General features: G+C 60.0%; 11 protein-coding genes. 1 reads left to right on the top strand and 10 read right to left on the bottom strand.

The window, feature by feature from the left end; all coding sequences use genetic code 11:
- Positions 1-74: 74 nt before the first annotated feature.
- The 9 genes from M3I56_RS18395 to M3I56_RS18355 form a co-directional block, all read right to left on the bottom strand.
- Positions 75-1,148, bottom strand: coding sequence for a porin (locus tag M3I56_RS18395; RefSeq protein ID WP_254355197.1), 1,074 nt, complete (start codon positions 1,146-1,148; stop codon positions 75-77).
- Between the two features lie 378 nt (positions 1,149-1,526).
- Positions 1,527-2,393, bottom strand: coding sequence for an ABC transporter substrate-binding protein (locus M3I56_RS18390; RefSeq protein WP_254355196.1), 867 nt, complete (start codon positions 2,391-2,393; stop codon positions 1,527-1,529).
- Between the two features lie 88 nt (positions 2,394-2,481).
- On the bottom strand, positions 2,482-3,222 hold the full coding sequence (locus M3I56_RS18385) for an SDR family NAD(P)-dependent oxidoreductase (RefSeq protein ID WP_254355195.1): 741 nt from the start codon (positions 3,220-3,222) through the stop codon (positions 2,482-2,484).
- Positions 3,223-4,432: 1,210 nt separating this feature from the next.
- Positions 4,433-4,870 (bottom strand): hypothetical protein, encoded by a 438-nt coding sequence (locus M3I56_RS18380; protein WP_254355194.1) that lies wholly within the window; start codon positions 4,868-4,870, stop codon positions 4,433-4,435.
- Between the two features lie 498 nt (positions 4,871-5,368).
- On the bottom strand, positions 5,369-6,295 hold the full coding sequence (locus M3I56_RS18375) for a LysR family transcriptional regulator (RefSeq protein WP_254355193.1): 927 nt from the start codon (positions 6,293-6,295) through the stop codon (positions 5,369-5,371).
- 49 nt (positions 6,296-6,344) lie between these two features.
- Positions 6,345-7,655, bottom strand: a complete 1,311-nt coding sequence (locus M3I56_RS18370; protein ID WP_254355192.1) for an HlyD family efflux transporter periplasmic adaptor subunit — start codon at positions 7,653-7,655, stop codon at positions 6,345-6,347.
- A gap of 35 nt (positions 7,656-7,690) precedes the next feature.
- Positions 7,691-9,196 carry an efflux transporter outer membrane subunit gene (locus M3I56_RS18365; protein WP_254355191.1) on the bottom strand — a complete coding sequence of 502 codons (1,506 nt, stop codon included), beginning with the start codon at positions 9,194-9,196 and terminating at the stop codon, positions 7,691-7,693.
- A 150-nt stretch (positions 9,197-9,346) separates the two neighbouring features.
- The gene (locus M3I56_RS18360) at positions 9,347-9,688 is read right to left on the bottom strand and encodes a MarR family transcriptional regulator (RefSeq protein WP_309249166.1); all 342 of its coding nucleotides are present in this window, start codon (positions 9,686-9,688) and stop codon (positions 9,347-9,349) included.
- A 21-nt stretch (positions 9,689-9,709) separates the two neighbouring features.
- Complete coding sequence (locus M3I56_RS18355) at positions 9,710-11,272, bottom strand: DHA2 family efflux MFS transporter permease subunit (protein WP_375541745.1); 1,563 nt, start codon at positions 11,270-11,272, stop codon at positions 9,710-9,712.
- 410 nt (positions 11,273-11,682) lie between these two features.
- On the opposite strand from M3I56_RS18355, the gene M3I56_RS18350 reads away from it, so the two are divergent.
- Entirely contained in the window at positions 11,683-12,366 is a 684-nt protein-coding gene (locus M3I56_RS18350) for a TetR/AcrR family transcriptional regulator (protein WP_254355190.1), read from the top strand.
- Positions 12,367-13,131: 765 nt separating this feature from the next.
- Here the strand turns inward: M3I56_RS18350 and M3I56_RS18345 are convergent.
- A partial coding sequence (locus M3I56_RS18345; RefSeq protein ID WP_254355189.1) for a transposase occupies positions 13,132-13,365 on the bottom strand: 234 nt, incomplete at its 5' end.

The raw sequence follows: 13,365 nt of genomic DNA, 5'->3' as shown, positions 1-13,365 counted from the left end.
CCCGGGCAAGCGTCTAATCGGCTGCGATGCTCGCAAGTCATGAGGAAAATGCGTTCCGCACCCTGGCTACGGTCCTAGAATGTATGCCTTATCCCAAGATTTCCCCCAACGGTGGTACCGGGTGCGCCGCTCAGGAAGCTGAGGCTAGATACGGCAAGACCGGTCTTCATGTCACCGTGGTTCGAAACCATTCCGATCTGAAAGTACAGCATTGTTCGCCTGGATAGAAAGTAGTCCGTTCCCGCTGCCGCCATCAGCGAGTGATTGGCGCTGTTGTCGCGATCGCTGGTGTACCACACGCCCGAATTCACATCAACGAAAGGCGTCACCTGATATTTGAAGCCTCCGCCGTAGATGTTGTTGTTATGCGAGCCCGCGACCTTGAAATTGACAAACGCACCCTTCACGGTCAATGACCCGAACGTATAGGCAACGCCCACAGTTCGCCCCTCGAATTCGATGGTACTCGGATACGGAGTCTGGACCGTTCCGCCACTATTACCGTCATAGATCGCCGCATTGATCAGAGCCGTGCCGTTCTGATACTTCAGGCTTGCGGACCACTGACGCCCTGCAGAAAAATCGCCTGCCTCACCGCCCAGGGCAAGCATAACGCTACTCTGAAAGCCCGCCAGTTCTGGGCTTGTATACGACACAGCATTGGAATTGAACGCACCCGTAACGAATACATTGCTGCAGTACTGCACAAGGCCGCTGCCAAACTCAGAAAACTGACGCGGATCCGATTCATACAACGCAAGGTAAAACGGTGAAAACTGTACCCCACCCTTAAACTCGCCGAAGAGGCCGCGGAGCCCCACCCAGGCCTGTTGCCCGAAGAAATTGCCGTTGGAGTTCTTGAACCCGCCGTTGGCCAGGCTGATCCCACTCGCGAGCGTGAACTCCGCTTGCATTCCTGAACCGAGGTTCTCCTTCCCCACCATGCCAAAAAATGATGGGCCCACGCCGCTATCAACCATCGCGAACGTCTTTCCAGCGTTGCTTCCAGTTGAATTCGCCGTCTTGCTGGAATACGCGACTCCTGCGTCCACCAAGCCATATAGGGTGACACTCGACTGTGCGCAGGCAGCGGAACCATAGAACAGCAAAATGGCCGACGCCGCAAGCTTCAAGCCACTAATCTCCATTGACTTTGCCTCCTTCATTTTGCATCGCATTGCTAATTAATATGACGGAATCTACGCATCCGGCTGGACGGGCGCATAGGAGCAGAGACTTCAAAAACAGCAGATTGAGTGTCAGGCGTGAACCGTGGTGCGTTGAGGATCCCCAGGCACCACGTCTGATCGACAGTGAAAACGGCGTTCGATTCGTTTTCGACTTTAAGGCGTGGATGTGCTCAGATTTACTTCAGCTTTGGTCATCGACAGTTTTCGGATACCGGTCGCATCAAGACCTTATTCATTCGTGAGCGCCGGCGTCCGATCACCTGTACGAGGAGAGACATGCACCGTTTCACTGCGGGCCAAGTCGTCTTCGTCTTCCTGCTTGACGGCGTGGTTCGATCACATCGCTGGCCGATACATCTGGTCAGCGGCTGCCGCGGAAAGGCCGATTTCGGTGGCGACAGCAGCAACCCCTTCATGAACGGCGTGGGGGTCCACCCGGCCGTCGGCGGTGAACCAGGGCCGAACGTAACGTTCGTAGTGCTGCTGCGCTTCCTCGATGGTCAATCGATTAAGGAGCGACGCGATGTGTTTGACAGCCAGACGCGGTTGCTCGGCAATCGTCTGGAGGGCCCGTTTGTTGGCCCGCACCAGCGCCTGGAGGGCGGGATCGTCGAGCGGGATGCGAGAAGTATCCACAGCGATTCCAACTGTGGGAATTCGCAGGTGGTCGCCCACCCAGGAAAGCACCGAAAAGCCCTCCTCGGCGGCGACCTGCTCGGGCGCCAGCGTGCTGCCCACGTAGGCCGCGTCGATCGACCCTTCACGAAGGCGTCGCAGGTCCATCTGGTAGTCAGCCGGGATTCGCTCCACGCACTGCACATCGCGATCGGGATCCAGACCGTGCTTGCGCAGGACGATTCGCGCAAAACACCCGGGGGCGGTGTGAGCCGCGTGGACCGCGAGCCGGCGCCCTCGCAGATCATCCATGGACTTCACCTCGCCACGCCCCACGAACCAGAACAGGGGACGATGGGTGTTGGCGGTGAGCACCGTCCATGGGATGCCATCAGTGAGTCGCGATAATAGAGCACGGCCCAGACCGATGGTCGCGCCGGCGCGCACGCGTTCGCCCGGCCAGACAGCTCCATCGCGCAGTGCAACGTGGACACCTTCGTCTTCGAAATATCCCTCCTGATCGGCTACATGTGCGATCAGTTCTTCGTGAATACCACTTCCCACATAAGTCAGGTCGATCGAGAGCATTGGCAATAACTCCTCTATCAGATTCATCGAGTGCTTTGGCGAGATCGCTCCGCTCGCCGTCTTTTGGCGAATCGCGTGCTCGGCGAGCTCACTCCATCCCCATGCCCCCGCTCACAGGAAGGTAGTGGCCGGTGGTGAAGCCCGAGCCGTCGCTTGCCAGGAACGCCACCGTATTGGCTACCTCGTTCGGCCGGGCGAGCCGTTGCATCGGTATGGCCGCGGCAATCGCGCGCAACCGTTCGGGCGAAACCAGCTCCGTCGAAGTGGCGCCCTCCACGGTAGTCGGTGCGACGATGTTGGCTGTAATCCCGTGCTGCGCGAGCTCCAAAGCGACGTATCGGACGAACTGGTCCATGGCCGCCTTGGCGGTGCCCAGCGTGATCATTCCGTCACGCGGACGACGCGACAACAAGGCGCTCAGGTAGATCAGCCGCCCGCGGCCACGAGCAATCATGCCCGGCACGACGGCCTTCGTGGTCAGGAAGGCGGCATGGAGCTCTGAATCCAGCTTGCCGCCGAGTTGCTCCCAGCTCAGCTTGGCGAACGAGGTGACGGCATACGGCGTCAACGCGTTGTGCACGAGTACATCGATCCCGCCCCACCGCTGATTGACTTCCTCGACCATAGCGGCGACGTCCTCAGGCGCGGTGACGTCGGCTTTGATCGCCACAGCTTCGCCACCCGACGCGGTGATGGTCCGAACCACGTCTTCAGCCTGCGGTGCACTGTTGCGATGGTTGACGACCACCCTGTACCCGTGTTCAGCCAAGGTCGATGCAATCACAGCACCGATGCCCCGGCTGGCTCCCGTAATCAATGCGACAGCCATGAGTTAACCTCCATATCAGCACTGCACTGATAATTTTTGATGTCGCGGCATTCCTCGTGAACGGCTTCATCGGCGATCAGTCCGCCGTGGATGCCCCGTCCCATATGACTCAATCCAATTGTCTCCACTACTAAATACCTCCTCGGTTAGATAAATCGTATAATTGCGAAATAATCGCTCTCGTACACATGAGCGCTGCTTGTGTTCGTTGCATTCACTTCATGCAAGGCCTCCTTTCACCGGAAGGTAGCGGCCGGAGATGAAACGCTGATTCTCAATTTCGAGAAGCGCGGCTGCCTTGGCCACCTCATCGCAACGAACAAGCGATGGCAGCAGGCTCGCGCATTGGCCCAACCGTGACTATTGACTAGCTCAACCGCCTTGGGTCCCGTTAAATCGGCTGCATCGCCGGCCCGTTACCCCGGGTATTACTTGGTGCCCCACGAATTTTGTTGGATCACAGTACACCGACGAAACTGTTCGCTCTATGGAAGAGACCTCACGGACACTTTTCCATCGGGGAAAGAAGCAGATCTCGACCGTCGGCTAAACCGTTGCGGGTCAGCGTGGTGAGGGAAGCCAGACGCATAAGGAGGCAACCTCGATGGCTCGGGCTGCCAGGCAAGCGTGGAGACTTCGGGCAACGATGATTAGGTCAAGAAGCGGGATGGCCGGGGTCGCGGCCCAATCAATTCACTGGTTGTGTATCAGCACATTTACTGGGCTCGTGACCCTCGCCAAACCTAACCGAAGCATCGCTGAATCTCCAATGGCTTGTGGTCTCGCATCATGTAAAAAGCGGCGCGCGCAAGCTTGTGTGCCAAGGCCTTCATTGAGACCACCGGGAGCCGCTTGGCCTTCTTGCGCTCATAAAAGCGTCTGGCCAAGGGCAACAGCGCAGCGCCACCGCCGCGGCTTCGATGAAGGCCCACGAAAGATACTTGTTGCCATTCTTTGCGTTGCCTTCTCCCTTCTTCCTGCCGTTGGAGATGCGCTTGCTCTCGACGCAGCGGCGTAAGAGTTGAAATGGCCGACCGCTGCAAAACGCGTGATGGCGCAGGTTCCAAGCATGATCGTAGTCGCGAGAACGTTACCGAAACCCGGCGCAGTCGACTGAACCCAGCGGCGGTACCTTCGAGTGAATGCAGGTCGAACGAAGGAGTGGAAGGTTGTTAAGTGGCTGGCGTAGCATCGGGCGACCGAAGGTGAACTAATTCTCACAAACGACGGCCGACATGACGAGCGGCATGACTTCCTTCACTGTCGCCGGGCTTCCCATTTCGCGAATGCGTTCACTAACCGCCTCTTCCCCTGCCATTACGACAACCCCATAGACCTGGTGGGACGCTTCGCCTCCGCCGCTCTTCCGGCTGAACAGGCCATCGTTCGGCGAGAAGCCAAAGACAGCTCGGACTTTGAATCCGAGTGCAGTCAAGTTCTGGTTTGGTTTCAGCCGATACGCGTTGACCGAGTCGTCCGACACTTTCATCGCCCGCGGATCGATTTCCTTTGCTTCTACCAGCTGTTCGATGAATTCGTGCGGACCAAGATGACAATCGAGGCTGGCACCGATCTCGTGTGCGTAGATCACATTTGAGACGAGGACTGTACCGGCAGCGATACATCGAAGCAAATTAGAGACTTTCACTGGTATTTTCTCCGTGGGCAATCAATACGCCGCGTCAATCAGCGCATTAACGCACGTTTGCGGATACATAACGAAGTTCGCTTGCGTCGGAAACTCTGCGAGAATCAGGGGGTGACATTACGAAAAGCAAGCCTGTTGCGTGCCACGCAGACGCTTTATGTGCTTTCCCACAAAGTAGCGAGTAGCACCGGTGTACGCAATACTCGAGAACGAATCAGTTCATTACGCCAAGCGTATCAATTCACGCTCCGCAGCAAGATGCCAACATCACTTGGATCTGGTGCAAATAGATGGCGAGTCTGCGATGCCTCTTATAAATATACATACGTTACCAATCGAAAAGGACAGCACTCCAGACAGAGGCAGCAGTGATGTCCTCAAGCGGAGTGCGGGTAGGTCGAATTGCCGCTAGCGAATGCGATGCATCTCCGCACCAACGTGCGCGACGTCCTGGCGGGCTTCGAAAGCGCATACGATTCCCGTAGTTCAACCGGTACTTCAACTTAAGGCCGTGTGGTCGGCAGCCAACGCCTTCGGCACCACCTCCCGCAGGAACTCGACGAATGTCCCGACCTTGGCGCTGAGGTATTGCCGCGAGGGATACACGACATAGGCGTTGAGCGTCTGGAGTTGATAGCGCGGCAACACCCGTACGAGCGCACCGCTTTCCAGGGCGGGTACGGCCGATGGCATCGGCAGAGCGCCAATCCCCCTGCACTCGCGCAGTGCTGTGACGAGCGCATCCGGAGTGTTAACCTGAAAGGCCGTTGGCGGAAGCTCGACTGTTTCCCGGCCATCCGGTCCGTCCAGCTCCCAGCGATCTCGCGGGAAGAGAGACGTGACCAGTTGCAGGCGAGCATGGTGCGCCAGTGTGGCAGCGCGGCCTGGCGTGCCGTGCTTGCGCAGATAGGCCGGCGACGCGCACAGCACGCTGTACAGCGTGCCCAGGCGTTGCGACACGAGCGCCGAGTCCGGTAACAAGGCGGTACTCATCTGGATGGCGACGTCGTAACCTTCGTCGACGATATTGGGTGCATGCCCGGACAGCGTCAGATCGATCGAGACGGACGGATAGCGCTGCTGATAGCTCATGACGGCCGGCACCAGATAAGTCTGCCCGAAGGCCGGCATCGCATGAACGCGTAAGCGGCCGGACGGGTGAACCTGTGCGTCCGCCGCTTCAGCCTCCGCCTGCTCGAGTTCGGCGAGAATTCGCTGGCAACGCTGTAAATAACGTTCCCCCGATTCGGTCAGCGAGAAGCTTCGGGTGCTGCGATTGATCAGGCGGATACCCAGATAGGCTTCCAGGCGTCCGACTGCGCGCGAAACGATGGGAGTTGATGTGTCCATGCGTCTCGCAGCGCCGGTAAAGCTACCCTCTTCTGCAACTTGGGTGAATATTCGCATTGTTTGCAACCTGTCCACTGTCGGATCCTCCGAATCAAACTTCAACCGAGCTCTAATGCCCCGTTGATCAGCGGGCCGCCAGCGTGGCCGGCGTGATCCTCATCGCTACGTTCTTCGCAGCCGGCTGCACCGCCTTGATCTGCGCCACCACTTCGTTCTGCTCGACGATCCTCGCGATCTCAGCGTCGGCCTGTGCGCCGTACTGGGCGAACACGTCGGTGTGATAGGTCGTTTTCACCGCCGCGCCAAGCTGCGTTCCGTCGTCGTTGCGCGTCTCCACGTCGACGTCCATTGAGAGCCCGATACGCAGCGGATGCGCCTCGAGCTCCTTCGGGTCGAGCTGGATGCGCACAGGGAGCCGCTGCACGATCTTGATCCAGTTGCCGGTCGCGTTCTGCGCGGGCAAGGTCGCGAACGCGCTGCCCGAGCCCGCCGAGAAGCCGATCACGCGTCCGTGGTACACCACGCTAGAACCGTAGACGTCTGCCGTCATCGTGACCGGCTGGCCGATGCGCATCCGGCGTAGCTGCACTTCCTTGAAGTTCGCGTCGACCCAGACGCCGTCGAGCGGCACGATCGACAGCAGCGGCGTACCCGGAGCGACACGCTGGCCCACCTGCACGGAGCGCTGTGCGACGTACCCTGTCACCGGCGCGGGCAACACGTTGCGCGCATAGTTGAGGTATGCGTCGCGAACCTTCGTGGCTGCGGCCTGCACGTCCGGGTGCTGTTCGATCGACGTGCGGTCGGTCAAGGCAAGGTTCGACATTGCCTGCTGGCGAGCCGCGTCGAGCGCGGCCTGCGTCGCATTCACCGTGTCTTGAGCGTGCGAGACATCTTCCGCCGACACCGCCCCGGTATTCGCGACTGCGATCCGGCGCTGCAAATCCTGCTTCGCTCGCACGAGGTCCGATTCGCGCTGCGCGATGTTGGCCGCGTAATAGTCGTTGTTGACGTAGAGCGTGCTCACCTTGCGCACGGCCTGCCCCAATGCTGCCTCGGCCTTCAGCAGCGTGATCCTCGAATCGGCCGGATCCAGCGTCACGACCGGCTCGCCCACTTTGACGATCTGCGTGTCGTCCGTGTTGACGGCGTTGACCGTGCCGGTCACCTGCGGTGTGAGCAGGACGAGGTTACCGTTGACATAGGCGTCGTCGGTGGACTCGTGATATTGCCCAACGGTGAAGTAATACGAACCATATGCCGCACCCGCGACGACCGTGCCGATGCCCAGCAGCGCGAGCCATAACTTGCGCTTGCCCGAAGAGGCGGGCTGCGTAGCGTTCTGTTCGGCACCTGCTGGGGTAGCGTTTGAACCATCGCTGTTCGGCTGGCTCTGGCGAGCGTCCGTGCGCTCGGCGATGTTGCTTTCACTCATTTCAGTTCTCCGGATAATCTTATGAATACGACGCTTCAATGCGCGGCAACGACAGGGTTTGCGTGCACAGAGGCATCCGCGCTGCGTGTAGCATCGGAAGACGTGTCGACGTAGCCACCGCCGAGTGCCGAGGCGAGCGCGATCTGCTGGTCGCGGCGGCTCATCTGCAGGTTGGCGACAGACTGTTCGGCGCTCAGGGCCGTGACATCGGCGTTGAGCACGGTGAGCTGGTTGGTGAGGCCGGCCTTGTACTGCGTGATCGCCAGATCATCGGCGCCCTTGGCGGACTGCTGCGTAGCCACGGCATCGACGAGCTGCACATCGCTCGAGCGGATCTGCGCAAGCTGGGTGGCCACATCGAAAAGCGCGTGCACGAGCGTCTGGTTATAGGCTGCCACCGCATAGTCGAACTCGGCGTAGCGGCCCCTCAATTTCGCACGCAACTCACCCGCGTCGAAGATTGGCAGGTGGATTGCCGGTCCCGCCGACATGGTGCGGCTAGCGGCATTCAGGAACTGGCCGAAACCGAACGCGTCGAGCCCAATCGCCGCGCTCAGGTTGATGTCCGGATAGAACTCGGCTTTCGCTTCCTTCACTTCGTGCGTAATCGCGTCGACACGCCAGCGTGCCGCGACAATGTCCGGGCGCCGGCTCACCAGATCGGCGGGCAGGTTGTCCGGAAGACGCACTTCGTCGCCAACGCCGAGCGCCGGCCGCGCGATCGCCAGCCCCCGGTCCGGGCCCTTGCCCAACAGCGCGGCCAATTGATAGCGCGTTGTCAGGATGCTGCCGTCGAGGGCGGCGAGATTGCCCTGGCTCGCAGTGAGATTCGCTTGCGCGGTCTTGCGCTCCACTTCGGTGTCGAGGCCTGTCGCGATACGGTTTGCCGTGATACGGTCGATCAGCTTGCGGCGCCCCACTTCCTGTTGCGCTATATCGCGCAATGCGTAGAGGCGAGCCAAGTCGTTATAGGTGCGTGCAATCGCGGTGTCCAGCGTGAGCTTGACGAGCTCCTCGTCAGCCAAACTCGCCTGCTCCTGCGACACGGCCGCCTTGAGCGCCTCGCGGTTCTTGCCCCACAGGTCGAGATCATACGAAGCGCTCAGCAGGCCCTTGTTTTCTGTCGCCCAGCCTCCCCGATACGGAGGCGGGACTACCGTGGTGCCGCTGAACTCCTGGCGGGTCAGTGAGTAGTCCGCGTCGACGCGCGGCAGCGTGGCCGCCTTCGCGGTCTGGCTATAAGCCTGCGCTTCGGCAACGCGTGCGCGTGCCTCCTCGATCGTCGGGCTGCCTTGCAGCGCTTCGGCAATCAGCGCCTTGAGCTGTGCGTCGCCGAACTGGTCGACCCAGTCGGCAGCCGGCCAGTGACCTTGCTCGGCGGGCAGGCTTTGGGTCGTCTCGAGCTGTTGCGGCTGCGCCATATGCTTGTCACTGTGGATGCCCGCATAATTCACGCAGGCTGAAAGCACCGCCAGCGTCACCGAGAGCCCCCCTTTCATCGCGAGGAGGCTGCTGTCGCGCCTTTTAATCTGCACCTTCATTTTCTGACCTATCAGATTTATGACTAAAAAAAATGGATGACACGCGATAGCGCTCACTCTCCAAGGAACTTCTGCAGGAGGCGGCCCAGCTCTTCGAACTCCGCGTTCGTGAATCGCTTCAGGCGCCCATTCAGCGTCTTGGGCGCATACTCAGGAACTGCGGCCGCGACTTCGTGCCCCCTCTCCATCAGCACGATGGTTGACCCTACGGCGATCGCACGTGCTGCGCGAACGCTTGAGCAAGTCGTTCGCTTCCAGCTTGTCGAGCATCCGCGTCATCAGGCCCGCGTCGATCGACAGCATCTTCGCGAGCTCAACCGGCGTGGCGGCCGAGCGGTGCTGCATTGCGAGGAGGATGCCCAGCTGCCGGCTGGTGATACGAAGGTCCTTCAGGGCCAAGTCCATTTCGGCAGTGACCAGGTTGCCTGCCCTGGCCAGTTGGTACCCGATGTTTTGCACGGCAGAGAAGGATGCGCTAGTGTGGTGATGCATGGCGAGTTCCCCGTGACGTTCCTAGTGCCCGCCCGCGCCTGCTGCGCTCGCGGCTCCGTCCTTGCTGGGCTTCGTGACCCAGATGAGCGGAATGATGACGATAAAGATCAGCGCCGACAGCCAGAAAACGTCGTTCAGGCCTAGCATCGCCGCCTGCGCACCCAGTTGTGTTTCAAAGAACGTCTGGGCCTTGAACAGGCTCGCGTGCAATGCCGTCTCGATGCCGGAGAGGGCCTGCAGGTAGCCCGGGTTCGTCGCGCCCGTCTGCTCGGCAAGCTGCGAATGATGCAGGATCGTGCGGTCGTTCCAGGTGTTACTGAGGAGCGACGTACCTACCGCACCCGCGAAAACCCGCACGAAGTTCGAGAGGCCCGCGGCCGCGGGTATCTTCTCGTGAGGCAAACCCGACAGGATGATCGCGGTGAGCGGCGTGAAGAACAGCGCCATCGGGATGCCCTGCAGCAGCGTCGGCAGCACCAGCCAGTAGACGTCCACGCCCGTCACGTACCACGAACGCATGACGAACACGCCGGCAAAGCCAAGAAAGGCCAGCGTGGCCAGCACCCGCGGGTCCGACTTCGGCATGATCTTGCCCATCACCGGGGCGAGCAGCACAGCGAAGATACCAAGCGGTGCCGTCACGATACCCGCATCCACAGCCCGGTAACCCAGGTACTCCTGAATCCAGGTGGGCAGGATCACGAGGTTCGCGAAGAAGACGGCGTACGCGACCGAAATCGCCACCGTGCCACCCAGGAAGTTGCGTTGCGCAAAGAGACGCAGATCGATGATCGGCTTGGCCTCCGTCAGCTCCCACACCAGGAAGAACAGAAAGCCGAGCACCGCGACGATCGTGAGTATCCAGATGGTCGGAGATTCAAACCAGGCGAGGTCCTTGCCCTTGTCGAGCATGATCTGCAGCGCGCCCACCCAGACGATGAGCGAAAGCAACCCCACCTTGTCGATCGGAAGCTTGCGCGTCGGCGTTTCGCGGTTGCGATAGAGCGTCCAGACTACTGCGGCGGCAAACAGGCCCACCGGTACGTTGATGTAGAAAATCCACGACCAGCTGTAGTTGTCCGTGATCCAGCCGCCTAGCGCCGGGCCGGCAATCGGCCCGACCGTTGCGGTCATCGACCACAGTGACAGCGCGCTGGCGCTTTTCTCCCTCGGAAACGAAGCGAGCAGCAGCGCCTGCGACAGTGGGATCAACGGACCGGCCACCGCGCCTTGCACGATCCGGGCCGCCAGCAGCACCGGCAGGTTGGGCGCGAGGCCGCAGGCCGCCGAGGACGCCACGAACAGCAGGATCGCCGCGACAAACAACTTCACCTGCCCAACCCGCTGCGTCAGCCACCCGGTCAGAGGAATCGCCACCGCGTTGGCCGCGGAGAACACCGTGATGACCCACGTGCCTTCGTCGACCGAGACGCCGAGGTCGCCAGAGAGAGTCGGGATCGCGACGTTGGCGATCGACGAGTCGAGCACGTTCATGAAGGTGGCAAGCGCCACGGCGAACGTACCCAGCAAGAACTGCATGCCAACCAATGGGGCCGGAGTACCAACGGGTTTCGGCGGGTTCATGTTGCGTCCTTTCGGAAAGTTGACGGGCGACTATCGTCGAGTCCGCCATTTATCTGACAAGTCAGATATTTGATAAAAAAAGATGACTCACTCATCTAGCAACTTGCGCAGGAGCCGGTCACGGGTCGCGAATTCCAATGAAGCAAAGCTCACCAGACACCGGTCCAGCACCGCAGGCACGATCGCACCGACCTGCTCCGCAACGCTACGGACCGATCAATAGCCCGGGCAGCGCTGGATCAGGAACAAGATGGAGCCGATACTAAACCGAGCGGTTCGGTACCGTCAAGGGCCCGCCGCTTCATCCCATATTTTCAGGTGCTTGAACTCAAACTCGTCACATACCGGCTAGTTCGGCCCGGACTGTTCCTGTGGTATCGTCCCGTTTTACTTCAGGTGCGGTCAAACACATGGCGATCTCCTCGGGGCGTTCGAAGACAACCACATCTTCCAAGTCCCTCTCGCCCGATCGGGCAGAAACTCAGTCCGAAAAGGCACGCATTGTTCTTGCTGGAGCAAGAGCCGTGTTCCTGGCCAATGGTTTTAGCGCGGCGACGACCGACATGATCCAGCAAGCCGCAGGGGTATCGAAATCGACGGTTTATTCGCACTACCCGAATAAGGAAGCATTATTCGTATCGGTCGTCGAAGCCGAATGTGCGCTGTTTCACAAGACGATCTGCAAGCACACATTCCCTGGGAAGGGCCTCGCGAAAATCCTGAGCGCGATAGCGCAGGCGTACCTGGAGCTTTTGCTGTCGCGCGATGGACTGGCACTGTATCGTGCGATTATCTCGGAAGCACCTCGGTTTCCCGAACTTGGAAGACGTTTCTATCTAGCTGGACCGGGTGCCATGAACAACGCCGTCGCGAAGGCGCTGGAAACTGCCGAGTCAAGAGGGGAAGTGGACCTCGGTGGCATGGGACGCGATACTGCAGCCTCGCTCTTCGTGAATATGGTGCGTGGTGAAGCCCAGATGCAATGCCTGACGCACCCCGATTCCCCCGCCTCCGCAGCCCAACGGGACCGATGGGCAAACGACGCCGTCACTGCATTTCTGCGCGCTTTCCAAAAAAGCACCGCAACTGGCTGACATGACTGTCAGGCGCTGGCACGCACACTTCAGCGCGGCGAACTGGCCTGGGTGGCAAACCAGCGCACCCTGCACCACTCCTCCGTACGCTGCATGAACGCTGCGCCAGTCTGCCAGACGCGAATCTCGGTTTTTCCTTGCTACTTCCTGCCAGTGAATGACCTGGCAAAGCCCACACTGCATCGGCATGGATTCGCGCGAACTGATGAGCCTTGGTCACAACTCGGAATTTGCATTCGCAGCGCGACGGCGCGCGCTGCGGCGAGGACGTGCTTCAAGTCGTAGCGTGCATCGAGCACACCGACCGCGGCGTGGTCCTCGAACACCTTGGCACCACCATAGCCCGCCGGAACCTGAGAACGCAGCCGTCAAGCGGCAGCGGTTCTGAGAGCAGCGACGAGCCTGATGACATGTGCACCGCTACGCGCCACACTCAAAGCAGGCTGCCCATTCCGCTACTCGCATTTTCTGCCTGGGAAATTCATTCACAGAATTTCGTGTGCGCGATTAGTTAGGGCTGCATTAAGCCTGCGAGTCCGTGGACGCGTCCTGCTGAAGCGCCCCGCCAGCCAAGGCGCGCCCGATACGTCGCGTAGAACTTGCCTGCGCGCCAATCAAGGTGCCACCGTTACTGCTACCGCAACGGTGAATCTCTCGGCTTCGGATTTACGGGGAGGAAACCTGCGATGCAATATACGGGCTCCGATGTTCCGCTCACGGGCGTCGGCCCATACGAGCCATTTCCGCCATAGCTAGTCGACTGCGTCATTGAAATGGCACTGGCCGAATTCGTCGTGATGGATCATCGTATTTCCATTTAATCGGCTTGGGATTCTTGTTGTGCTCGCGGATGTAGCGCATCAGCTTGCGGTCCAAATCCTTCACCGTGGTGAAGATGCCTCGCGCAATTACATCGCGCTGGATGCGCGAGAACCAGTTTTCCACCTGATTCAGCCAAGAGGTATAGGTTGGGGTGTAATGCAACCGCACGTTGCGGTG

Source organism: Paraburkholderia sp. CNPSo 3281 (assembly GCF_024206515.1).
In the GTDB taxonomy this organism is placed as follows: Bacteria; Pseudomonadota; Gammaproteobacteria; order Burkholderiales; family Burkholderiaceae; genus Paraburkholderia; species Paraburkholderia nodosa.
The sequence above is the reverse complement of the archived record's forward strand: the minus strand, read 5'-3'. Positions and strand labels throughout refer to the sequence as shown.

Excerpts from the sequence above, each read along its gene's own strand:
- M3I56_RS18395 (WP_254355197.1), bottom strand. The coding sequence starts at position 1,148 with ATGGAGATTAGTGGCTTGAAGCTTGCGGCGTCGGCCATTTTGCTGTTC.
- M3I56_RS18390 (WP_254355196.1), bottom strand. The coding sequence starts at position 2,393 with ATGCTCTCGATCGACCTGACTTATGTGGGAAGTGGTATTCACGAAGAA.
- M3I56_RS18385 (WP_254355195.1), bottom strand. The coding sequence starts at position 3,222 with ATGGCTGTCGCATTGATTACGGGAGCCAGCCGGGGCATCGGTGCTGTG.
- M3I56_RS18370 (WP_254355192.1), bottom strand. The coding sequence starts at position 7,655 with ATGAGTGAAAGCAACATCGCCGAGCGCACGGACGCTCGCCAGAGCCAG.
- M3I56_RS18365 (WP_254355191.1), bottom strand. The coding sequence starts at position 9,196 with ATGAAGGTGCAGATTAAAAGGCGCGACAGCAGCCTCCTCGCGATGAAA.
- M3I56_RS18360 (WP_309249166.1), bottom strand. The coding sequence starts at position 9,688 with ATGCATCACCACACTAGCGCATCCTTCTCTGCCGTGCAAAACATCGGG.
- M3I56_RS18355 (WP_375541745.1), bottom strand. The coding sequence starts at position 11,272 with ATGAACCCGCCGAAACCCGTTGGTACTCCGGCCCCATTGGTTGGCATG.
- M3I56_RS18350 (WP_254355190.1), top strand. The coding sequence starts at position 11,683 with ATGGCGATCTCCTCGGGGCGTTCGAAGACAACCACATCTTCCAAGTCC.